Genomic DNA, 21,295 nt, shown 5'->3' with positions numbered 1-21,295 from the left:
GTGCCGATCGGCACCGGGCCACCATCCGCCGGTTCCCTCCGGTCTACAGGGTGAGGCCGACGATCACGGGGTCGTGGTCGGAGGCGCGGAAGGCGTCGGGCCTGTACAGGCCCGGCGGGTTGTACTCGAGGTTGTAGTCGTAGATCCGGCTCTCATCGGAGTTGATGTGCCAGATCGTCGCGCTGGTCACCCGCTTGAGCAGGTCCTTTCCGACCAGGGCGTGGTCCAGCTCACCGAGCTGGCCTTCGTACAGGTAGCTGTAGCGCAGCGGCTCGGGGACGAACCTCTTGGTCGTGCTGCTGAGGCCACCGGCCTCCAGGACGTCCATCGGGTCCTCCTCGCCGTAGGCGTTGAGGTCGCCGAGCACCATCGGGTTGGTCAGGTTCAGGTCCTTGATCAGCCCCAGCGTGGCCCGTGCCTGGCGTACCCGCTCGTCGTTGTAGCAGCTCTGCCCGTCGCCCTGGTCGGCGTCGGGCCCCACCGCCTCTTCGTCACAGCCCTTGGACTTGTAGTGGTTGACCAGCACGGTGAAGGACTTACCGCCCTGGACCCGGCGGAAGGTCTGGATCAGCGGGGGCCGCCGGAAGACCGGGTCGGTGGAGGACTGCGCCGCGCCCACCAGCTGGACCTTGGCCGGCTTGTAGATCATCGCGACCTGGATCACGTCGGTGCCCGGGTAGGGGTGGCTGAGCGCCGCGTAGGTACCCGCGCCGACCTCGGCGTTGAGCGCGTCGACCAGGGCCTGAATCGCGGTCTGGCCGTTGTTCTGGATCTCCATGAAGCCGACGACGTCCGCGTTGACCCCCTTGAGGGCGGCGACCAGCTTGGTGAGCTGGCGCTGCTGCTCCTCCGGACTGCTCGCGCCGCGCGAGCGGAGGGTGGTGAACCAGTTGAGCGCGTTGAAGCTGGCCACCTTGACGTTGCCGATGACCGGGAACGGGGCGGGCAGGCGCGGGTTGAGCGGCAGGAAGTTGAGCGGTTTGGTCGGCTGGAGGCGGTACTTGCCGAAGCCGTACCCCATGACGCCGGTGACGCCGAAGGCGGTGTCACCCAGGCGGAGGCGCCGGTCGACGTAGGGAATCGTCTCCGGGTTCTCCGCCGTGGAGGCGTCGTCCACCAGCAGGCTGCGCCGCGCGTTCTTGTCCGTGGTCACGTCCGGCCGGTCGGTCGGCTGGAAGATGCGCCCCTCGGAGGAGACGGTGATCTCTCCGTACCTGCCCAGGTTGTAGTGGTCACTGAGGGAGAGGGGCTCGGGGAAGGTGACGAGCATGTTCTCGACGGACTCGAAGGTCTTGCCCTCGGCACGGGGCAGGCTCTGCTTGGCGGGTGCGATGCGGCCCGTGCCGCAGATGTCCACCGCGGTGACCGGTGACAGCTCGGTCCAGCCGTTGAACTCCACGGCCCTGCCGGTGACCAGGACCCGGTCGCCGACCTTGACGTCCTTGAAGGAGCTGCGGGCGAAGGCGAACAGGCCCTCGGAGGTGGCCGGGTCGGCGTCCGGGGTCGGGTCCTGGAAGAAGAACCCGCTGAGCTGGTTCGACTCCTGGAAGTCGGCGGTCACGACGCCTTCGACGCGGACGACCTGGCCGGCCAGCGGGCTGACGTCACCGCTCCCCTGCACCTGGGCGATCTGGTGGGTGGCCGGGGTCTCACACGGCTCCCCCGTCGGGGTGGGAGTCGGCGTGGGCTCCACCGTCGGGGTCGGAGTCGGAGTCGGGGTCGGGGTCGGGGTCGGGGTCGGGGTGGGCTCGACGTCACCGCACGGCGCGATGTCGGTGGCCCGGTTGCGCGGCGCGGGTGCCGCGGCCTCCACGTCGGCACCGTTGACGTCGGTGTCGGCGCAGCCGTGGTCCTTGCGCAGCCCCGCCGTGGTGGCCGAGAGCCCGGGGGCCACGGTGCCCTCGAAGTAGTTGGCGGTGCCGTAGCCGATCAGGTCGGCGATCAGTGCCGTCTGCTCCGGGGCGCACGGGACCGAGCCGCCGTTGCACGCCAGGCCCTGGTCCGAGCGGACAAGGGCCACCTTGCCCGCGGAGCCGCTCATGTTGATCGTCCCGGTACCGTCCGAGGCGGGCAGCGGTGAACCGTTGGTGCCGCCGGCCAGCTGGAGGAGGTGGTACTGGCCGGGCGCGAGCGTGCCCGTCAGGGGGACGACCGGGTTGGCTCCGAAGTTCCCGGTGCCGGTGGCGCTGGCGTACTGGACGGACCAACCGTCCAGGACCACGGGCGCGGCGCTGCGGTTGAACAGCTCGACGTAGTCGTTGGTGAGTGGTGCGCCGGCGCTACCGCCACCACCGTAGACCTGGCTGATGACGACGGTGCCCGGCTCCGCCAGGGCCGGGGATGAGGTGAGGGTCGCGACGCCGGTGGCGGCGAGGCCGACGGTCACGAGGGCGGCGAACGCCCGGGATAAAGCACGCATGACCGGGAGCGTAGAGCGGGATGGATCCCAGAACATCCACCCAAAAGTGGATAGGAGGCGAATTCATGAATCTTGACACTTCATGTCTATCCAGCCCGGTCAGATATGGCTTTCCTTGACCTAGAAGTCGCTTGCCTCGGCGCCTGCGGGTATCACTGCGGGTATGAGAACTCTGGACGTGGGTTGGGACACCTGCGCCGCCTCCCTGGAGTGCGCCGGATCCGCACGGCAGCCCTACGGGCGCTGCCTGGCCCATCTGGACGCCGCCGAACTCGACGAGGTCGTCCGCGGCCTCTCCCCCGGTTCCGCGATCGACCTGCGGGCCACCGTCGTCGGCCAGGATCTGCTGGACCGAATCCTCTCCGCGACCCACGGACGCCTGGGCCGGGCCCGGTTCGACTGGGCGACCTTTCCCGAGAGCGTGCGATTCTGCGACATCGTGTTCGGCGGGGACGTCTCCTTCGACCACGCGCGCTTCCGGCGCCTCGCCTCGTTCTTCAACGCCAGGTTCACCCGCAACGTCTCCTTCAGGGAGGTCAGGTTCGATCGGGAACTCTCCCTGCACGGTGTCGCCATCACCGGGCACGCGGCCTTCGACCGGGTGTCCATCGACGGCGACGCGCTGTTCGGAGGAGCGCTTTTCGACCGGACCGCGTCCTTCGAGCAGGCCGACTTCCATGGTTTCGTCACCTTCGACGGCACCGGATTCACCGGCGACGCGACTCTGAGGGGCTGCCGGTTCCGCCGTACCGTGTCGTTTCGCAAGACGAGTTTCGGTGGGCTGGCCGGGTTCGACGGGGCACGCTTCTCGGCGGGCGGCTACCTGGCCCCGATCTCGGTCGGCCGCCACCTGACCCTCGCCGGAGCGTGGGCGGGCAAGGGTCTCGACGTGGCCACCGGCGGATGCTCGGTGGACCTGCGGCGCCTGGAAGTGGGCGGGCGGCTGACCGTCAGGCTCGACAACGCGCGGGCCGACATGGAGGGAGCGACCCTGCGCGGCCCGGCCACGGTGCGGGGCCGGGACGGCGCCCGGGTGACCTCGCTGCACGAGGTGGACGCCGAGCAGCTGGAACTCTCCGACCTGGATCTCAGCACCTGCCTCTTCACCGGAATCCGCCATCCCGAGGGGCTCCGGATGAGCGGCTGCGCACTCGCCGTCGTTCCGCGCAGGCCATGGCCTCCACTGCGCTGGTGGCCCCTGCGGCGTGCCCCGAATCATGGTTGAGACCCGCCCACGGGTGGCCGGCCGCCGATTCCGGGTCTTCTCAGGGTGATCCCCGATGCGAGGTCCCGGACGGGCGACCAGGATGGGAGGCCCGTACCCCGAGCGGGGATCGGGCCGCGGGAGATCATCTGGAGAGCACCATGGCAGGCGGCGGGGTCATCGACGACTACGTGACCGGGCTCGGCCGTGCTCTCCGAGGTCCCAGGGGACCCAGGCTTGACATGATCACCGAGGCCCGCGACAGCCTGCTCGACACCGCCGAGGCGCTGCAGGGCGACGGCCTGGGGCGCGAGGAGGCCGAACGGGCCGCGGTCGAGGAGTTCGGGACGGTCGGTGAGATCGCGCCGGGCTACCAGGAGGAGCTGTCCATCGCGGCGGGCCGCAGGCTGGCCGCGACGCTGTTCCTCACCGTGCCGCTCACCACGGTCATGTGGAGCGTGATCTGGAGGATCTTTCCCACCGCCCCGATGGCCTACGAGACCAGCCCCGACTGGTTCGTCCCGGTCGCCCGGGGTCTGGACATCCTCCAGATGCTCATCGGCGTGCTCGGCGGAATCGCGCTGTTCGCGCTGGGCCGGGGGCTGCGCAGGATCGGACGGCCCCGGCTCGTCACCCGATTCCTCGGCCTACTCGTCTGGGCGATGCTGCCGGTCATGCTCACGCTGTCCGGGGCACTGATGTTCGGCTCCCACGGGCCGGTCGGCTTCGGCGGCTACCCGCCGGGGATCGGGATGGCGCTGGTGAGCCTCCTGTTCTGGGGCCTGCAGCTCTACTGCGCCTTCACCTGCCTGAGCCTCACCCGCCGCGCCCCCTTCCCCGCCTGCGCGTAGCCCTCGCTCCCACCGGGCGTCAGCGGGTGGTCCGCGGCTCCAGGACGCTGCCGATGGCTCCGGCGAACCGCTGCCAGGCGGAGCGCTCGCCGGCGAGGGCCGTGCGCCCCGAGGAGGTCAGCCGGTAGGTGCGCCGCTTGCGCCCGCCCACCGTGGCCCACTCACTGGCCAGATATCCCGCCTGCTCCAGCCGGCGCAGCGCCGGGTAGACCGTGCCCGTCGGCACGTTCAGCGCGCCGCCGCTGCGCGCCTGGAGCGCCTCGATGATCGCGTAGCCGTGCAGCGGTTCGTGCTCCAGCACGGAGAGCAGCAGGGCGTCCATGTGGCCGCGGAGCGCGTCGGTGTTCACGCGATCACCTCCGTGGACCGGACGGATCCCTCGTCGCCGCACCCGGCGGCCCGTTCGCTTCGCTCACTCACGTCGTCAGCCTACCTTTCGCATAGGCATCCTACATGTAGGCGTCCTACATGTAGAGTGTCTATAGGTAGACAGACACAACAATGGAGGTGAGAGTGTGGACGTGCTCGACCTGGCCCGAACACAGTTCGCCGTGACGGGAAGTCTTCACTTCCTGTTCGTCGTGCTGACCCTGGGCCTGGCCCCCCTGATCGCGATCATGCACACCCGCTACGCCGTCACCGGCAGGCCGGTCCACGAGCGGGCGACCCGCTTCTGGGGCCAGATCTACGTGATCAACTACGCGCTCGGCATCCTCACCGGGCTGGTGATGGAGTTCCAGTTCGGCATGAACTGGGCCGGCCTCTCGCACTACGCCGGCGACGTCTTCGGGGCACCGCTCGCGATCGAGACGCTCGTCGCGTTCTTCCTGGAGTCCACCTTCCTGGGCCTGTGGATCTTCGGCTGGCACCGGCTGCCCAAATGGCTCCACCTGGCGTGCATCTGGGTGGTGACGCTGACCGCCTACGCCTCCGCCTTCTGGATCATGGTGGCCAACTCGTTCCTGCAGAACCCCGCCGGGGCCGTGGAGCGGGGCGGCCACCTGGCACTGACCGACTTCGGCGCGCTGCTCACCAACCCGATGCTGACCCTGGCATTGCCGCACGTGCTCGGCGCGGGCCTGTGGACCGGCGGTTTCGTGATGATGGGGGCCAGCGCGTACCAGCTGTTCAGGCGCACCGCCGAACGGGAGTTCTTCACGAGCTCACTGCGTACCGGAGTGATCGTCTCGCTGGTCGGCTCACTGGTCACGGTCGGTTTCGGCTACGCGCAGTTCGGCCCGATCTCCCAGTTCCAGCCGGACAAGTTCGACGGCGAGGTACTGCCGGGGCTGGGACTCGGCTTCATGATCATGATTGGCCAGCTGCTGCAGTTCGTCATCATGTTCGCGCTGGCGCCGACCATGTACTGGCTGCCGCGCTGGCGCTGGGCGCACCCCCTGCTGATGGCGATGACTCCGCTGCCGTTCCTGGCGGCGATCCTCGGCTGGCTGGCCAGGGAGTCGGGACGGCAGCCCTGGATGATCAATGGCAGGCTCACCGTCGCCGACGCCATGTCCCCCGGGCTGACTCCGGGGATGGTCACCGTCTCACTCATCGCCTTCGGCGGCGTGCTCGGCCTGCTCGCACTCGTCGACTACCTGCTGATCGCCCGTACCGTACGACGCGGGCCCGCCGCCGCCATCCTCGGCGCGAGCGCCCCCGCCGATCCCAACGAGCGCGCACACGCGCTCAGCTACTAGGGAGCCGACCGTGGACATCCTCTGGCTGGGCGTGTTCGCCCTCCTGCTGATCGGCTACTTCGCCCTGGAGGGCTTCGACATCGGGGTGGGCATGCTGCTGCCCGTGCTCGGCAGGACGCAACGGGACCGGGACGAGATCGTCACCGCCGTGGCGCCGTTCGTCCTGGCGGGCGAGGTGTGGCTGGTGGCCGTGGCGGGCGTGCTGTTCGGCGCCTTCCCCGCGATCGAGGGAGAGGTGCTGTTCGGCCTCTACCCGCTGGTGGTACTGCTGCTGGTGTCGTGGATCCTGCGCGACGCCGGGCTCTGGTTCCGCCGCCGTGCCGACGGGAGCGCATGGCGTACGACCTGGGACTGGGCGATCTGTGCCGGCTCCTGCGGCCTGGCACTGAGCTGGGGCATGGCACTGGTCGCGCTGGCCGGCGGCCTGTCGGGGCCGCCGATCAGCCTGCTCGGGCTGGTGGGCGCCCTGGTGACGGCCGCGCTGTTCGCCCTGCACGGCTGGACGTTCCTCTCCTGGCGGCTGCCCGGGCGGGTGACCGGGGCGCGCCGCACCGGATGGGCGCTCCTGGGCTCGGCGTGCGCCGCGGCCGCGCCCGTCGCGCTGCTGCTCGCCGTGCTCGCCCCCTGGCTTCTGGACCACATGGCACCCGCCGGTACGTTAAGTGTGCTGAGTGTCATGATTCTGCCGTTCGCACCGATCATGGTGGGTGCGCAAGTATGGGTATGGCGGACGTTCGGTCCGGGGCGTGCCGCCGATCGGATTCCGTCGTTCTTCTGAGGTCTCTAGGGTTGGCATGCACAAGGATCTGGTACGGCTGGCGTTGGGCGAGCGGGCGGTCCGCCGCCACCTGGCCGGGTGCCTGGCCGCCGCCGTCCTGGCCGGACTGCTCGTCCTCGGCCAGGCGGAACTGCTCGCCGGGGTGCTGTCCGGGCGGTTCGAGACCTCCGCTCTGATCCTGCTGGCGCTGGTCGTCGGCGTCCGGGCGCTGTTCGCCCTGGTGCAGGGGGTCAGCGCCGGACGTATGAGCAGCGGGGTGAAGTCCGCCCTGCGGCACCGCCTGCTGGCGCGGTTGCAGGCACTCGGCCCCGCCAGGCCGGCCTCGGTGCGCTCGGGAGAGCTGGTGACCCTGACCGGCCGCGGTCTGGACGCCCTCGACCCCTACCTGACGGGCTACCTGCCCGCGGTGGCGGTCGCGGGCGTCGTGCCGATCGCGGTGCTCGTCCGGCTCTTCACCGCCGACCTGGCCAGCGCGGTGATCGTGCTGGTCACGCTGCCGCTCATCCCGATCTTCGGCGCACTGGTCGGCATGCACACCAAGGCCGTCACCGAACGCCAGTGGAGGGCCCTGTCCCGCCTCGGCGGGCACTTCCTGGACGTGGTCCGGGGCCTTCCCACGCTGCGCGCCTTCGGCCGGGCCCGCTACCAGGCCGAGGTGATCCAGCGGGTGGCCGACGCCCACCGGGTCGCGACGATGCGCACGCTGCGGGTGGCCTTCCTATCCTCACTGGTGCTGGAGCTGGCCGCGTCGCTCTCACTGGCCCTGGTCGCCGTACCGGTGGGCCTGCGGCTGCTGTCGGGCTCTCTCGACCTGTCGACCGCGCTGCTGGTCCTGCTCCTGGCGCCCGAGGCGTACCTGCCGCTGCGCAACATGGGCAGCAAGTTCCATGCGGCGATGGAGGGCGTCGCCGCCGCCGACGAGGCGTTCGCCGTGCTCGACGGCCACGCGGAGGCTCCGCGCGGCGCGCCCGCCACCGGGCACCCGGGCCCCGGAGCGGCGACGGCGCCGGAGATCCGGCTGGAGCGTGTCACGGTGCGCTACCCGGGCCGTGCGGAGGCCGCACTGGAGGACGTGTCGCTGGTGATCGCCCCGGGTGAGCGGGTGGCCCTGGTCGGCGAGAGCGGCGCGGGCAAGAGCACCCTGCTCCACCTGCTGCTCGGCTTCGTCACCCCGGCCGAGGGCCGGGTGCTCGTCGACGGCGCCGAGATCGGCGACCACGACTCCTGGCGGGCGCGCCTGGCCTTCGTACCCCAGCGCCCGCACCTCTTCGCCACCTCGGTGGCCGACAACATCAGGCTCGGCGCCCCCGGCGCGACGATCGACGAGGTCAGGGCCGCGGCACGGGCCGCGCAGGCGGAGGAGTTCATCCTGGCGCTGCCCGAGGGCTACGACACGGTACTCGGCGAGCGCGGGGCGAACCTGTCGGCCGGGCAGCGGCAGCGGGTCGCGCTCGCCCGCGCGTTCTGCCGCCCAGGAGCCGGGCTGCTCCTGCTGGACGAGCCGACCGCACGGCTCGACGGCCGCAGCGAGAGCGCGGTCGTGAGCGCGACCCGCGACCTCGCCGAGGGCCGCACCGCCGTGATCGTCGCCCACCGGCCCGCGATGATCGAGCTGGCCGACCGGGTGATCCGGATCGCCGACGGCCGCGTGGTGGCCGGGGCACGAGAGGAGATCGCCTCCCCATGACCGATGTCAACGAGGTCCTGGCGGGCAGGACCCGAGGGCGGATGACCCTTGCCGTGGCGGCGGGGGCGGCGGCCGAGCTGGCCGGGCTCGGGCTGATCGGGTCCGCCGGATGGCTCATCACCAGGGCCGCCGAGCAGCCTCCGCTGGCCGCGCTGAGCGTGGCGATCGTCGGGGTCAGGGCGTTCGCGACGACCAAGGGGGTCTTCCGGTACGGGGAGCGGCTGGCCGGACACGATGTGGCGCTGCGAGCCCAGGCGACGACCAGGGAGCGGCTCTACCAGGCGCTCATCCCCGCGCGACCGCTGAACCAGCGGGGAGCCGACCTGCTCAGCCGCATGGTCGACGACACCGACGCGGTACAGGACCTGCTCGTACGGTGCCTGCTTCCCGCCGCCGCGGCGCTGGTCACCGGTGTGGTCGCGATGGTGATCGGACTGTTCCTGCTCCCGGCCGCGGCGCTGGTGCTGCTGGCCGGGCTACTGGTGGCCGGGGTGCTGATCCCCGCCGGCACGGCCGCCGCCGCACGGCGCTGGTCGGCGCGGATCGCCCCCGCACGGGCCGACCTGGCGGCCCGGGTCGCCGACCTGGTGCACGGCGCGGCCGACCTGGCCGCCTACGGGGCGAACGAGCGGGCTCTGGCCGCCGCCGCCGAGGCCGACGGCCGGCTGGCGGCGCTGGAGCGCCGGCAGGCACGGGCGAACGCGGTGGCCTCCGCCCTGGGCGTGCTCACCCAGGGCCTGACCGTGGCGGCGATCGTCCTGGTGGCGCAGAACTCCGGGGCGGGCTCCGTGGCCACCGCGGTGCTCGCGCTGACCTCGCTGGTCTCCTTCGAGCCGGTGCTGCCGATGGCCTCGGCCGCCGAACGGCTGACCGGGGTGCTCGCCGCCCTGCGCCGCCTGCGGGAGGTCGGCGCGACCGCTCCGGCGGTGACGGAGCCGGCCACCGCGGTCGAGGTGCCCGCCGGGGCGCCGACCATCGAGATCAAGGACCTGGTGGTCCGGCACGACGCCGGCCGCGCCCCCGCGCTGGACGGGGTCAGCCTCACCCTCACTCCCGGCAGGCGGGTCGCCCTGGTCGGCCCCAGCGGCGCCGGCAAGAGCACCCTGCTGTCCGCCCTGATGCGCCTGGTCGAGCCCGAGTCGGGGACGATCAGGATCGACGGGGTGGACGTCCGGGAGCTGGCGTCCGACGACGTCCGGCGGGTGATGACCGGGCTGACGCAGGATCCGTACGTGTTCCAGGCCTCGGTACGGGACAACCTGCGGCTGGCCGGCCCTGAGGCCTCGGACGAGGAGCTCACCGAGGCCCTGCGGCGGGCGCGCCTGGAACGCTGGGTGGAGCGGACCGGCTGGGACGCCGTTCTCGGGGAGGACGGGCGGACGGTGTCCGGTGGGCAGCTGCAGCGGCTGGCACTGGCTCGGGCAGTGCTGAACGACCCGCCGGTGCTGCTGCTGGACGAGCCCGCCGAGGCACTGGACGAGACGACGGCGGACGCGCTCATGGCCGACCTGCTGGACGCCACCCACGGCCACACGACGCTGCTCGTCACCCACCGCCTGCGCGGGCTGGAGCGGGTGGACGAGATCGTCGTGCTGGAGAACGGCTCGGTCACGCAGCGGGGCGGCCACCAGGAGCTGCTCTCCTCCCCCGGCTACTACCGCGACCTGTGGCACTCCGAGGCGCTGACCGCCGGCCGATGAGGCCCTGCTCACCCACCGGCCACCCGCGCCGCCTTCCCGCCGTCCCGGTCGCCTCGGCCCCGGGGCGGAACAAGCGATCTTGGCCGAATGGACGAACAACGCGCCGCTCTTAGGAGAGCCGGACGAACTCCGCCACCCCCAACCTGTCATACCGTCGCGGTAACCACGCATCGGAGGGCTGGCACGTGTCCGTTGAGCTCCACCACCGCGCCGTCGTCGCGGACACCCACAACGACCTGCTGATAGCGGTCACCGCCAGACCCCCTCGGCGGTGGGCGTCGTTCTTCCGTGAGCGCTGGCTGCCGCAGCTGCGCGAGGGCGGGGTGAACCTCCAGGTGCTGCCGGTCTTCGTCGACGACCAGTACCGCCCCGAGGGCGCGCTCCGGCAGACGCTGCGCATGATCGAGTGCGCCCATGTGCTGGCCGAGGGCAACGCCGACGCCGTACGGCTCTGCCTGGACGGCGCGCAGATCGACGAGACGCTCGCCCAGGGCAGGATCGCCCTGGTCCTGGCGCTGGAGAGCATGCCCGGCCTGGATGCGGCCGTCGAGCTGGTGCCCACGCTGCACCGGCTGGGCGTGCGGATCGCCTCGATCGCGCACTGGGGCCGTACCGCGCTGGCCGACGGCAGCGGCGAGGACGCCACCGGCAGCAGGCTCACCGCGGCGGGAGTGGAGACGGTCGGTGAGATGGAACGGCTCGGCATGATCTTCGACATCTCCCACCTGGGCGCCTCGGGGGTGGAGCACGTGCTGGAGCTGGCGAGCAGGCCGGTGCTGGCGACCCACTCCTCGGCCCGCGCGCTGCGCGACCACCACCGCAACCTGACCGACGAGCAGATCCGCGCGGTCGCCGCCACCGGCGGCGTGGTCTGCGTCAACTTCGTGCCGAGCTTCCTTTCCGCGGACCCTGCGGAGTTCACCGTGGACCGGCTGGTGGACCACATCGAGCACATCGCGCGGGTCGGCGGGATCGACCACGTCGGCCTCGGCCCCGACTTCGTCCGCGAGGTGCTGACCGACGTCACGCCGCCGTGCTGCGAGGATCTCGGATACGGCGAGGTCGACCCCCTGGCCGTCCTGCCCGGACTGTCCGGCCCGAGCGGCCTGCCCCTGGTCACCGGGGCGCTGGCCGGTCGGGGCATCCCGGAGGAGGACATCCTCAAGATCCTCGGCGGCAACGTCCTGCGGCTGTTCCGCGCGGAACTGGGGCGACCACGGTGAACCTGGACGTCATGCTTGAGGATCTGGAGGAGCTCGTCGCGTGCGAGTCGTTCTCCGCCGACCACGAGGCGGTGGCCCGTAGCGCCAAGGTGGTCGCCGACCAGGGGTTCAGGAGGCTCGGCGCACGCCCCGAGACGATCGTGATCGGCGGGGTCACCCATCTGCGGTGGACCTTCGGCACGCCCCGGGTCCTGCTGGTCGGCCACCACGACACGGTCTGGCCGCTCGGGACGCTGGCCGAGCGGCCCTGGTCGGTGACCGGCGGGGTCGCCCGGGGACCGGGGGTGTTCGACATGAAGGCCGGGCTGGTGCAGGCGTTTCACGCACTGGCCGCGCTGCCGTCGCCGGACGGGGTGTGCGTGCTGGTCACCGGTGACGAGGAGGTCGGTTCACCGTCCTCACGTGCGCTGATCGAGGAGTCCGCGCGCGGCCGGGTGGCCGCGTTCGTGCTGGAGGCGAGCGCCGACGGCGGAGCGCTCAAGACGGCGCGCAAGGGGACGTCGATCTACGAGCTCGTGGTGCGCGGGACGGCCGCGCACGCCGGTCTGGAACCCGAGAGGGGAGCCAACGCCGGGATCGAGCTGGCCCACCAGATCCTCGCCGTCGCCGGGATCGCCGACCAGGTGAACGGCGGTCCTTCCGGCGTGCCGGCGGCGGAGACGTCGCCCGGACCGGCCCTCTCCCCGGGCCGGTGGCCGGGCTCCGCGACGCCGGGGACGCCCTCAGGCCCGGCGGCGCCCGGCGGACCCGCCGGCCTGGGCCCGGCCACCGTCACGCCCACGGTGCTGTCGGCGGGGACCACGGTCAACACCGTGCCCGCGCTGGCCCGCGTCTCGGTGGACGTGCGGGTGCCCACCCGCACCGCGCAGGAGCGGGTGGACGAGCTGATGAGGGCCCTGTCCCCCCGGATCGCCGGGACCCGGCTGGAGGTGATCGGCGGCCCGAACCGCCCTCCCCTGGAGGAGGCCGCATCGGCCGGGCTGTTCGCCCTCGCCCAGCGGATCGCCGCCGACCTCGGGCTCGCCCCGCTCTGCGGCGTCGGAGTGGGCGGAGCCTCCGACGGCAACTACACCGCCGGAGTCGGCTGCCCCACCCTCGACGGGCTGGGCGCGGTGGGCGGCGGCGCGCACGCAGACAGTGAGCACGTGGTCGTGGCCGAGATGCCCGGCCGTACCGCGCTGCTGACCGGCCTGGTCCGGGCGATGCTCAGGTGAACGGCCTGGTACTGCGCGAGCTCCGCTCCATCGAGGAGCTGGAGGAGGTCTTCCGGCTGTTCGACGGCATCTGGCACCCCGACCCCGGCGGCGAGCCCATCACCGTCGAGCTCATGCGGGCGCTGGCGCACACGGGCAACTACGTGACCGGCGCCTACCGGGGCGGCCGCCTGGTGGGCGCCTCGGTCGGCTTCCTCGCGACTCCGGCCGGGCAGGTGCTGCACTCGCACGTCACCGGCGCCGCCATCGGGCACGGGATCGGATTCGCGCTCAAACTGCACCAGCGCGGCTGGGCACTCGACCGGGGCCTGGATCGCATCACCTGGACCTACGACCCGCTGGTACGCCGTAACTCCCATTTCAACCTGGTCAAACTCGGCGCCCGCCCCGAGGAGTACCTGCGGTCCTTCTACGGCGTCATGGGGGACGCGATCAACACCGGCGACGAGTCCGACCGGATGCTCGCCGTCTGGCGGCTGACCGAGTCACGGGTGATCGCCGCCGTACGAGGCGAGCCGTGCCGGCCCGAGATCCCGCCGGACGCGGTGACCGCCCTGGCCGAGCGCGACGGCCGCCCGGTCGCCGGCCGGACCGACGCCCGGACGCTGCTGGTCGCGGTCCCGCCCGACATCGAGGCGCTACGCCGCACCGACCCCGGCACGGCCAGGACATGGCGGCACGCGGTGCGCGACGTGCTGGGCGCGCTGATGGGGGAAGGTGCCCGGGTGACCGGGTTCAGCGGCGAGGGCCACTACATCGTGGAACGGACCGTATGACCGCCCTGACCGGCGAGACCACCGGGAGCCGGCCGCCCGGCCGCCCGGCCGCCCGGTCGGCCGGGCGGCCGGGCGGCCGGGCGCGCGGAGAAGGACGCGGCGCGAGCCGCGCGACATCCTGTAACGGGCCGTCTGACCGACGGCGCTATCGGAGGGAGACGCGGCCAAGGCCGCACGCCATCATGAAGATCACTGGAATCGAACTGCGGCGGATCAGGATGCCGCTGGTCGCCCCTTTCCGTACCTCGTTCGGCACCGAGACCGAACGCGACATACTGCTCCTGCGCGTCGTCACCCCCGACGCCGAGGGCTGGGGCGAATGCGTCGCCATGTCCCAGCCGCGCTACTGCTCCGAGTACGTCGACGGCGCCGCCGAGGTGCTGCGCCGCTTCCTCGTCCCCGCCCTGCCCGCGCACATCGACGCCCACACCGTCGGCCGCGCCCTGCACCCTTTCAAAGGCCACCGCATGGCCAAGGCCGCCCTGGAGACCGCCGTCCTGGACGCTCAGCTCCGCACCGACGGCCAGTCCCTGGCCACCTTCCTCGGCGCCGGCACCGACCGCGTGCCCTGCGGAGTGTCGGTCGGCATCATGAACTCCATCCCCCAGCTCCTCGACACCGTCACCGGCTACCTCGACGAGGGCTATGTCCGGATCAAGCTGAAGATCGAACCCGGCTGGGACCTCGCCCCCGTCCGCGCCGTCCGCGAACGCTTCGGCGACGACCTCCTGCTCCAGGTCGACGCCAACGCCGCCTACACCCTCGCCGACGCCCCCCACCTGGCCAGACTCGACGACTTCGGCCTGCTGCTCATCGAACAGCCCCTCGCAGGCGACGACATGGTCCAGCACGCCCGGCTCGCCACCCGGCTGACCACCCCCGTCTGCCTGGACGAGTCCATCGAATCAGCCGAACACGCCGCCGCCGCCATCACCCTGGGCGCCTGCTCGATCATCAACGTCAAACCCGGCCGGATCGGCGGCTACCTCGAAGCCCGCCGCATCCACGACCTGGCCCGCGCCCACGGCGTCGCCCTGTGGTGCGGCGGCATGTTGGAGACCGGCATCGGCCGCGCGGCCAACCTCGCCCTGGCCGCCCTGCCCGGCTTCACCCTGCCCGGCGACACCTCCGCCTCCCGCCGCTACTACGCCACCGACATCACCGCCCCCTTCGAGCTGCACGAAGGCCATCTGGAGGTCCCCACCGGCCCCGGCATCGGCGTCGACCCCGTCCACGACATCCTGGACGAGGTCACCGTCTCCACCGAATGGATCACTGTCTAGCGGGCGCCTTCCGCCTCGCCGGGAAGGGGCCGCCCTTCCCGGCGTCACGTCGTACGGGCGCGGCTGAGGCGGGGCACCGCCTCAAGCAGGGAGCGGGGGTAGTCGTCCCGGGGCGACCCCACCACCTCTTCGGTCGCCCCCATCTCCACCAGCCCGCCCCGGTACATCACCGCGACGACATCGGAGACGTACCGGACCACGGCGAGGTTGTGCGAGATGAACAGCATCCGAGCGGACCAGGTTGAGCACCGAGCCCTGGACGGAGACCTCCAGGGCCGAGGTGATCTCGCCGGCGGCCGGCGGCTCGGGGCGCGCGCCCAGTGCCCGGGCGACCGCCACCCGCTGGCGCCGGCCACCGGGCAGCTCACGCGGGTAGCGCCCGGCCAGCGAGACGGGCAGCGACACCAGCGCCAGTAGCCGCTCCGCCTCCGCCTGACGGAGAGTCCGCCGTACCGCCACACGCGGCCGCGAAAAGGCTGAGGGCGCCGAGCACGGCCGCCGCTCCTGCTTTTCTCATCGGGACTCCAGGGAGGTGGGGTGATGCCGCACAGTTCCCTTTTCCTGGCGATCCTGCTTCGTCCTCCGCCACGAAAAGCCCGTAATTCATCGCGCTACTGTCCGAAAAGCCGCATCTGGAGCATCACGGTCAGTCGCGCGTCGGGATCGGCCAGATCCAGGCCGCTGATCTCGATGAGCCGCTTCAACCGGTAGCGGAAGGTGTTGGCGTGCACGTGCACCCTTGCCGAGGCGGCGTTGACGTCGCCGAACGCGTCCAGGTAGGCCCGCAGGGTGGCGACCAGCTCGCTGCCGTGCTCGGCGTCGTGCCTGACGAGCCGTTCGTAGGGCCCGGTGGGAACCTGTTCCTCGGCCTCGACCAGGTCCGACAACTGCAGCAGCAGCGCCTCGAAGTGCACCCCGGTGTAGCCGGCGACCACGCCGGACGCCTTGCGGGCGCGCAACACCCGCAGCGCCCGGTCGGCGTCGGCCCGGGACCTGGCCACCTCGGCCAGGTTGCCCGCCAGGCGCCCCACGCCGATGTTGGCCGCGTGCCGGGAACCGACCCGGGCGAGGAAGCTCTCGGCGACCCGCACGGCCCGTGCCTCCTCGTCACCGCCGGCATGCAGGGGCAGTACGGCGTAGGCCACCGAGCCGACCAACGCGGCGGCGGCCTTGGGATGGATGGCTCCGACGTGCAGGGCGAGCGCGTCGCAGAATCGCTGCCGGTCGCTCTCCCGGTGCGCGGCGTCGGCGTGGGATCCGCCGCTGAGCTGGGCCGCGAGCACGCACAGCCGTCCGCTGGCGACGCCGAGCCGCCCGGCGGCCTCCGCCGCGTCCCTGCCGCCCGCCAGCACGGTGGAGAGCAGGTCGGCGCGGAGCCGCCGCCTGGTGTCCGCCCCGGCCCGCTGCCTGAGCAGCTGCAACGCGACGATCTTGGCTGCGTCGGCCAGGGCGCGCTGCCGCTGGTCGCTCAGCGGCTCCCGCACGGCGGCCCAGATGGAGCCGAGGATCTCGTCGCCGGACCGGACGGCCACCGCCGCCCGGTTGATGCTGTCGTCGTCCAGCTCTATGTAGATCGGCTCGCGGCTCTGGTAGAGCCGGCGGAAGAATCCGCGCTCCTCCAGCATCCGCCGGTACCGTTCCGGCACCTGGCGGCCGAGCACGGTCTCCACCCTGCCGGGATCGGCTTCGTCCTGCCGCCCGGAGTACGCCAGCACCCGCGACGACCGGTCCTCGATGGTGACCGGCGCGTCCAGCAGCGCGCACACCGCGTTGGCCAGCGCGAACAGGTCGTCCGGCGGGGTCTCCCCGGGTTCGGCGAGGTCGCCCTCGGCCAGCAGGGAGCGCAGCAGCGCGGCCACCTGGGCCCACGAGGCGGCGCGGGTGAGACCCAGCACCGCCACTCCGGTCTGGCGGACCTTCGCGCGGACGAGCTCGTCGACGTCCACCGGTTGCTTGACGACGACGCCCGCCGCCGGGCCCGCCGCGTCGAGCAGGGCGCAGATCTGCTCGGCGCGGTCGACCCCGACCGCGAGCAGCAGGCCCCCCTCGGGGAGCAGCAGCTCGTCGAGGGGGTCGTAGATGTGCACGCCCGTGACCTCGGCGTCGAGCTCCCCGGGGGAGGCGGCCACGTCCAGCACGGTGCTGCCCAGATCCTCCAGGATCCGCTGCAGGCTTGCCCGTGGCCGATTGGTCATCCGCTCACGATAACGGACATAAAGCGACATTATTCTCTTAGATCATCGATAGCCATACGGGCCGCCCGGCCGATCACCCCGCCGGCCTGGGCGACCGGAGACGCGGGAAAAGCGCGGACGTCGAACCCCTCACGCACGGGGCAGCGCCCTGCCGCCGCGCCGCCTCGTCGAAACGCTGCCGCAGGTTCCCAAGCACGCCGGCTCCTCAGGCGACCCTGGGGGTGGCGCGCACGCCCAGGTGCATGTACCGCGAGCCGTCGGCGAGTTCGTAGAACACGGCCGACAACCACTGCGGCTCTCCTTCCGGGCGGCCGACGAAGGTGACGTCGTCCACCGGCACCAGATCGAACTCCATGGGCGGCCGCAGCCCGGCGAGGGCTCCGGTGGCCTCGCCGTACAGCGAGAGCCCGCCGTCGCGGACCGTCAGCGTCATCCGGCTGCCCGTCCGCTCGTACACGCCGGCGTACCGCTCGACGTCGGTCTCGAACGGCTCGGCCGGGGGTCGCAGCACGGGCGGCACGGCCAGGCCGATCAGCTCGTCGAAGAGCTCGGTGGCCAGGGCGTGCTGGAACGCGGCGGTGTGGCCGCCGTTGGCCAGCACGCACACCACCGTCTCGGTGTCGGGGACCACCCAGAGCATGGCCGCCTGACCGATGGTGTTGCCGCCGTGGGAGATGATCCGGCGCCCCTGCCACTCGTCCAGGATCCAGCCCAGTCCCCACTGCTTCCCGAGGGTGTGCGGGTTGGGGATGTCCACCTGCGGCTCCCACATCGCCCGGGGATCGGCGAGCAGCCCGGTGCCCAGATGGGCGCGGGCGAAGGCGACGACGTCGGCGGGACGTGCGCAGATCAGCCCCGCCGGGCCGCAGGAGCGCATCAGGCCCCAGGCGGGGGCGGGGGCCCCGTCGAGGTGCCCCATGGCGCCGCGGAAACGCAGCACGTCCTCCGGCAGGGTCCAGGTGTGGGTCAGGCCGAGCGGCTCGACGATCTGCTCGCGCAGCGCGGTGTCCCACCCCTTGCCGGTGAGGCGCTCGACGATACGCCCGGCGACGATGAAGCCCGAGTTGCAGTACGACTGGGTGACACCGAGGGGATGGTTCTGCGCGAGGCCCGCGCAGGCCTCGACGTACCTCTCGATGCAGTCGTCACCACGGCCGGTGTCGAGAAACAGGTCCCCGTCGATGCCGGAGGTGTGCGAGAGCAGGTGCCTGACGGTGACGGCCTTGGTCACCTCCGGATCGGCCACCCGGAACTCCGGCAGGACCTCGGCGACCGGGGTGTCCAGCGTCAGCTCGCCCCGCTCGACGAGGAGCATGATCTGGGTGGCGGTCCAGACCTTGGTGACCGAGCCGATCTGGAAGAGCGAGTCGGTGGTCGTCTCCACCCCGGTCTCCACGTTGAGCACGCCCGCGGCGAACTCGTGCACCTCCCCCTCGTGCAGGAAGGCCAGGCTCGCGCCGGGAACCTCGTACTCGGTGATCAGCTCGGCGAGACGGGCGTGCCGGCGACCGGGATCCACTGCTCCAGCCATTGGACGATCCTTTCGTTGTAGTCCATCCGGTGGGACGGACGGCCGTTGAGGAGGAAAAGGTGAGAGCCGCCCGGATAGCGAACCAGCCGTACCGGCACGTTCCGCTCGCGCAGCGCGGCGAACCACTGCTCGGCCTGGCCGACGGGGCATCGGTCGCCGTCCTCGCCGTGCAGGATCAGGGTGGGCGTGGTCACCTGGGCCACGTGGCTCATCGGGGACTGGGCCGCGAGGTCGCCGCGGCACTCGTACGTCTTCAGGAGGTGTCCCGCGTCGGAGGTGCCGGCCATGCTGACCAGGACGGCTCACCCGCGTGGAAGTCGCCCGTGGTGAGCCGCCTGGTCTCACCCGTCGCCACGTCCACCACGAACAGGTGCGTGGTGAGGCCGCGCAGCAGGCCCACGCCGCCGGCCTTGTACTCCAGGCTGTCGGTCACGACCGGGGCGTTCCGGTCGGGGTCGCCACAGGGCGCGCCGTAGGCGATCCTGGTGCCGTCGGGGGACCAGACCGCCGGGCCCCCCGGTCCCGCAGCGGTGAGGACGCGGGGCTCTCCGCCGTCCATCGGCAGCAGGTGAAGCTGCGGTCTTCCCTCCACCGGGCGCAGAAAGGCCGGCGAGCCTCCGTCCGGCGACCAGCGTGGGGAGGAGTCGCGAGGGCCGCCCGTCAGACGGCGCGGCTCGACACCGGGCGCGGCCAGCCGGAGTTCGGACCGGTTCTCGTCGGATTCCCGATCGGCGATGGTGATCACGTAGGCCGTGGCGCCTCCTCCGGGGTGCAGCCGGGGATCCGCCGGTATCGCGAGGTGATACAGATCGCTGAGGGAGAGGCGAGGCATGTCCGAACGTTAGGCCCACCCGGACGACGCTTCTTCGGTCTCCACGACGAACCGGACCCGATCCGTTGTGTCGTTCTCCAGTTCGCCTCGCGGGAGCAACTGCCTCCCGGCCCGTCGAGAGACGCGGCCAGGGAGGCTCCGGAGCCGCGCGGGGACCGCTGAGACGGATGTGCCGCCGGAGCCGTGGCGACCCGGCGGCACATTCGTCGGCGACCCCTACTCGCCGGTCTTCTCGGCGAGGGTCACCGTGACGGTCTGGGGCTGCCCGTCCCTGACGTAGGCGACGGTCACCTGCTGGCCGGGCTTGAAGCCGCGGACGGCCCCGACCACGGTGGCCGCCCCGTCCACGGGCGTGTCGTTGATCTTGGTGATCAGGTCGCCCTGCCTGATGCCCGCCTTGGCCGCGGGGCTGCCCTCGGTGACCTGGCCGACCAGGGCGCCGCCCGCGTCCCCGGTGGCGTCGGTCACGCTCACGCCCAGGAGGGCGTGGGACACCTTGCCGCTCTTGATGAGCTGCTCGGCGACGTGGTTGGCGGTGTTGATGGGAATGGCGAAGCCGACACCGATGCTGCCCTCCCCGCCGTTGGTGGCGATGGCGGTGTTGATACCCACCACCTGGCCGGCGGCGTTGACCAGCGCGCCGCCCGAGTTGCCGGGGTTGATCGCCGCGTCGGTCTGGATGGCGCCACCGATGGTGGTGGGGCTCTGGGCGCTCTGCTGCGGCCTGCCCCAGCCGGGCGGGAGCTGCCCCTGTCCCTGGTCTCCGCCGACGGTGAGCGTGCGGTTCAGCGCGCTGACGATCCCGGCGGTGACCGACCCCGACAGGCCGAGCGGGCTGCCGATGGCGAGCACGGAGTCGCCCACCTTGAGCCGGTCGCTGTCGCCGATCGAGGCCTTGGTGAGGTCGGAGACGCCCTCCGCCTTGATGACCGCGAGGTCGGTGGCCGGGTCGGTGCCGATGATCTTGGCGGTGGCGGTCCTGCCGTCGCTGAACTTGACGGTCACCTGGCTGTCCTGGCCCCCCTGGCCGCCGGCCGCCACCACGTGGTTGTTGGTCAGGATCAGGCCGTCGGCCGACAGCACCACCCCGGACCCCTCGCCCCCGCCCGCGGCGGTCCTGATCTCGATGGACACCACGGAGGGCTGGACCACCTGGGCGATGTCGGCGACCGTCGTCACGTTGCCGACCGGGCTGACGATCGGGCTGGACGACGAGGCCACGGTGGCGGAACCGTTGAGGCTCGTCGCGACGAAGGCTCCCGCGACCCCACCCCCGACGGCCATGGCCGCCAGCGCGAGACCGGCGCCGATCTTCTGCCCGGCGGTGAGCCTGCCGCGCTGAGCGGGGACCACCGCCGGTCCTCCGGCCTTCTCCGGAGCCTCCGCGGCGAGTTGCTCCGGCACCGGGTGGATCAGCGTCGGCTGCGGTCCGGTGTCCTCACCGGCGCGATAGGCGCCGGCGCGCGGCGGCACCTTGCCGAACTGGGTCCAGCCGTCGTTCCCGGGGGTCGCCTCGGTCGGTGTGTCCTGCTGCTCGTTCCTGTTCGGGTCCATGTCTTCCCCCACGTCCAACATCCCCCCGGTTCGACGGGGTGGAAGCCGGTGCTCACCGGTTGACACAAACGATGCCCGACGGCGTGTAAGCGCAGCTTAAGAGGTTGATCCTGGTGATCGGGATCTCCTGACAACGGCTTTATCAGCCATGCTCAGCCCCTGGATGGCAGCTCGAAAATCTTTCTCGGCCACTCTTGCGGGGCTTGGACGTAGGTGATTGAGCCAATAATCGGCCTCCTCTTCGGATGCCTGATCCTCGGCAAGGAGCTTCCCCCATGTCCGAAAACAACGTCGTCCAACTGCACGCCCTCGACCGGCCGAGGAGGTCCACCCCGGTGGAGCACCACC

19 protein-coding genes are annotated in these 21,295 nt (G+C 71.8%); 11 read left to right on the top strand and 8 right to left on the bottom strand.

From position 1 onward, the window contains the following. Positions 1–43: 43 nt before the first annotated feature. Positions 44–2,419: an ExeM/NucH family extracellular endonuclease gene (locus ACFQVD_RS05120; RefSeq protein WP_343966039.1), complete on the bottom strand. Its 2,376-nt coding sequence runs from the start codon at positions 2,417–2,419 to the stop codon at positions 44–46. 163 nt (positions 2,420–2,582) lie between these two features. Between ACFQVD_RS05120 and ACFQVD_RS05115 the strand changes: the two genes are divergently transcribed. Together ACFQVD_RS05115 and ACFQVD_RS05110 are read left to right on the top strand one after the other, a co-directional pair. Further along, on the top strand, positions 2,583–3,644 hold the full coding sequence (locus ACFQVD_RS05115; protein ID WP_343966036.1) for a pentapeptide repeat-containing protein: 1,062 nt from the start codon (positions 2,583–2,585) through the stop codon (positions 3,642–3,644). Positions 3,645–3,784: 140 nt separating this feature from the next. Next, positions 3,785–4,474 carry a permease prefix domain 1-containing protein gene (locus ACFQVD_RS05110; protein WP_343966034.1) on the top strand — a complete coding sequence of 230 codons (690 nt, stop codon included), beginning with the start codon at positions 3,785–3,787 and terminating at the stop codon, positions 4,472–4,474. A 19-nt stretch (positions 4,475–4,493) separates the two neighbouring features. Here ACFQVD_RS05110 and ACFQVD_RS05105 read toward each other — a convergent pair whose 3' ends face one another. Continuing rightward, positions 4,494–4,823, bottom strand: coding sequence for a PadR family transcriptional regulator (locus tag ACFQVD_RS05105; protein ID WP_343966032.1), 330 nt, complete (start codon positions 4,821–4,823; stop codon positions 4,494–4,496). Positions 4,824–4,989: 166 nt separating this feature from the next. Between ACFQVD_RS05105 and ACFQVD_RS05100 the strand changes: the two genes are divergently transcribed. The 8 genes from ACFQVD_RS05100 to menC all read left to right on the top strand — a co-directional run bounded on the left by ACFQVD_RS05100 (position 4,990) and on the right by menC (position 14,835). Then, positions 4,990–6,174, top strand: coding sequence for a cytochrome ubiquinol oxidase subunit I (locus ACFQVD_RS05100; RefSeq protein ID WP_343966030.1), 1,185 nt, complete (start codon positions 4,990–4,992; stop codon positions 6,172–6,174). Between the two features lie 10 nt (positions 6,175–6,184). Then, positions 6,185–6,952 (top strand): cytochrome d ubiquinol oxidase subunit II, encoded by a 768-nt coding sequence (locus tag ACFQVD_RS05095; RefSeq protein WP_343966028.1) that lies wholly within the window; start codon positions 6,185–6,187, stop codon positions 6,950–6,952. 16 nt (positions 6,953–6,968) lie between these two features. After that, positions 6,969–8,639, top strand: a complete 1,671-nt coding sequence (gene cydD / locus ACFQVD_RS05090; protein WP_386270527.1) for a thiol reductant ABC exporter subunit CydD — start codon at positions 6,969–6,971, stop codon at positions 8,637–8,639. Further along, positions 8,636–10,339, top strand: a complete 1,704-nt coding sequence (gene cydC / locus ACFQVD_RS05085; RefSeq protein WP_364156554.1) for a thiol reductant ABC exporter subunit CydC — start codon at positions 8,636–8,638, stop codon at positions 10,337–10,339. The genes cydD and cydC overlap by 4 nt, the downstream gene beginning before the upstream one ends. 185 nt (positions 10,340–10,524) lie before the next feature. Next, positions 10,525–11,562, top strand: coding sequence for a dipeptidase (locus ACFQVD_RS05080; protein ID WP_386270526.1), 1,038 nt, complete (start codon positions 10,525–10,527; stop codon positions 11,560–11,562). A gap of 11 nt (positions 11,563–11,573) precedes the next feature. After that, complete coding sequence (locus ACFQVD_RS05075) at positions 11,574–12,776, top strand: M20 family metallopeptidase (RefSeq protein WP_364147637.1); 1,203 nt, start codon at positions 11,574–11,576, stop codon at positions 12,774–12,776. After that, a complete protein-coding gene (locus ACFQVD_RS05070; RefSeq protein WP_343969075.1) occupies positions 12,773–13,552 on the top strand; it encodes a GNAT family N-acetyltransferase in 780 nt (259 codons plus the stop codon). The genes ACFQVD_RS05075 and ACFQVD_RS05070 overlap by 4 nt, the downstream gene beginning before the upstream one ends. 182 nt (positions 13,553–13,734) lie before the next feature. Continuing rightward, on the top strand, positions 13,735–14,835 hold the full coding sequence (menC, locus tag ACFQVD_RS05065) for an o-succinylbenzoate synthase (protein WP_343966553.1): 1,101 nt from the start codon (positions 13,735–13,737) through the stop codon (positions 14,833–14,835). Positions 14,836–14,879: 44 nt separating this feature from the next. Here menC and ACFQVD_RS05060 read toward each other — a convergent pair whose 3' ends face one another. Further along, positions 14,880–15,062: a hypothetical protein gene (locus ACFQVD_RS05060; protein ID WP_343966556.1), complete on the bottom strand. Its 183-nt coding sequence runs from the start codon at positions 15,060–15,062 to the stop codon at positions 14,880–14,882. Here ACFQVD_RS05060 and ACFQVD_RS05055 point away from each other — a divergent pair. Next, on the top strand, positions 15,052–15,252 hold the full coding sequence (locus ACFQVD_RS05055; RefSeq protein ID WP_364147646.1) for a hypothetical protein: 201 nt from the start codon (positions 15,052–15,054) through the stop codon (positions 15,250–15,252). The two genes, ACFQVD_RS05060 and ACFQVD_RS05055, sit on opposite strands and share 11 nt — an antisense overlap. Positions 15,253–15,446: 194 nt before the next feature. On the opposite strand, the gene ACFQVD_RS05050 is transcribed toward ACFQVD_RS05055, so the two are convergent. The 5 genes from ACFQVD_RS05050 to ACFQVD_RS05030 all read right to left on the bottom strand — a co-directional run bounded on the left by ACFQVD_RS05050 (position 15,447) and on the right by ACFQVD_RS05030 (position 20,959). Then, positions 15,447–17,030, bottom strand: coding sequence for a PucR family transcriptional regulator (locus ACFQVD_RS05050; RefSeq protein WP_343966558.1), 1,584 nt, complete (start codon positions 17,028–17,030; stop codon positions 15,447–15,449). Between the two features lie 205 nt (positions 17,031–17,235). Next, entirely contained in the window at positions 17,236–18,561 is a 1,326-nt protein-coding gene (locus tag ACFQVD_RS05045) for a serine hydrolase domain-containing protein (RefSeq protein ID WP_343966561.1), read from the bottom strand. Next, on the bottom strand, positions 18,510–18,848 hold the full coding sequence (locus ACFQVD_RS05040; protein WP_343966563.1) for an alpha/beta hydrolase family protein: 339 nt from the start codon (positions 18,846–18,848) through the stop codon (positions 18,510–18,512). Before ACFQVD_RS05040 ends, ACFQVD_RS05045 begins: the two co-directional genes overlap by 52 nt. Further along, positions 18,815–19,393, bottom strand: a complete 579-nt coding sequence (locus ACFQVD_RS05035; protein ID WP_343966565.1) for a TolB family protein — start codon at positions 19,391–19,393, stop codon at positions 18,815–18,817. The genes ACFQVD_RS05040 and ACFQVD_RS05035 overlap by 34 nt, the downstream gene beginning before the upstream one ends. A 216-nt stretch (positions 19,394–19,609) precedes the next feature. Continuing rightward, positions 19,610–20,959 carry a S1C family serine protease gene (locus ACFQVD_RS05030; protein WP_343966567.1) on the bottom strand — a complete coding sequence of 450 codons (1,350 nt, stop codon included), beginning with the start codon at positions 20,957–20,959 and terminating at the stop codon, positions 19,610–19,612. Between the last annotated feature and the right edge of the window lie 336 nt (positions 20,960–21,295).

It is taken from the genome of Streptosporangium amethystogenes subsp. fukuiense, from assembly GCF_042665875.1.
Taxonomy (GTDB): Bacteria; Actinomycetota; Actinomycetes; order Streptosporangiales; family Streptosporangiaceae; genus Streptosporangium; species Streptosporangium fukuiense.
The sequence above is the reverse complement of the archived record's forward strand: the minus strand, read 5'-3'. Positions and strand labels throughout refer to the sequence as shown.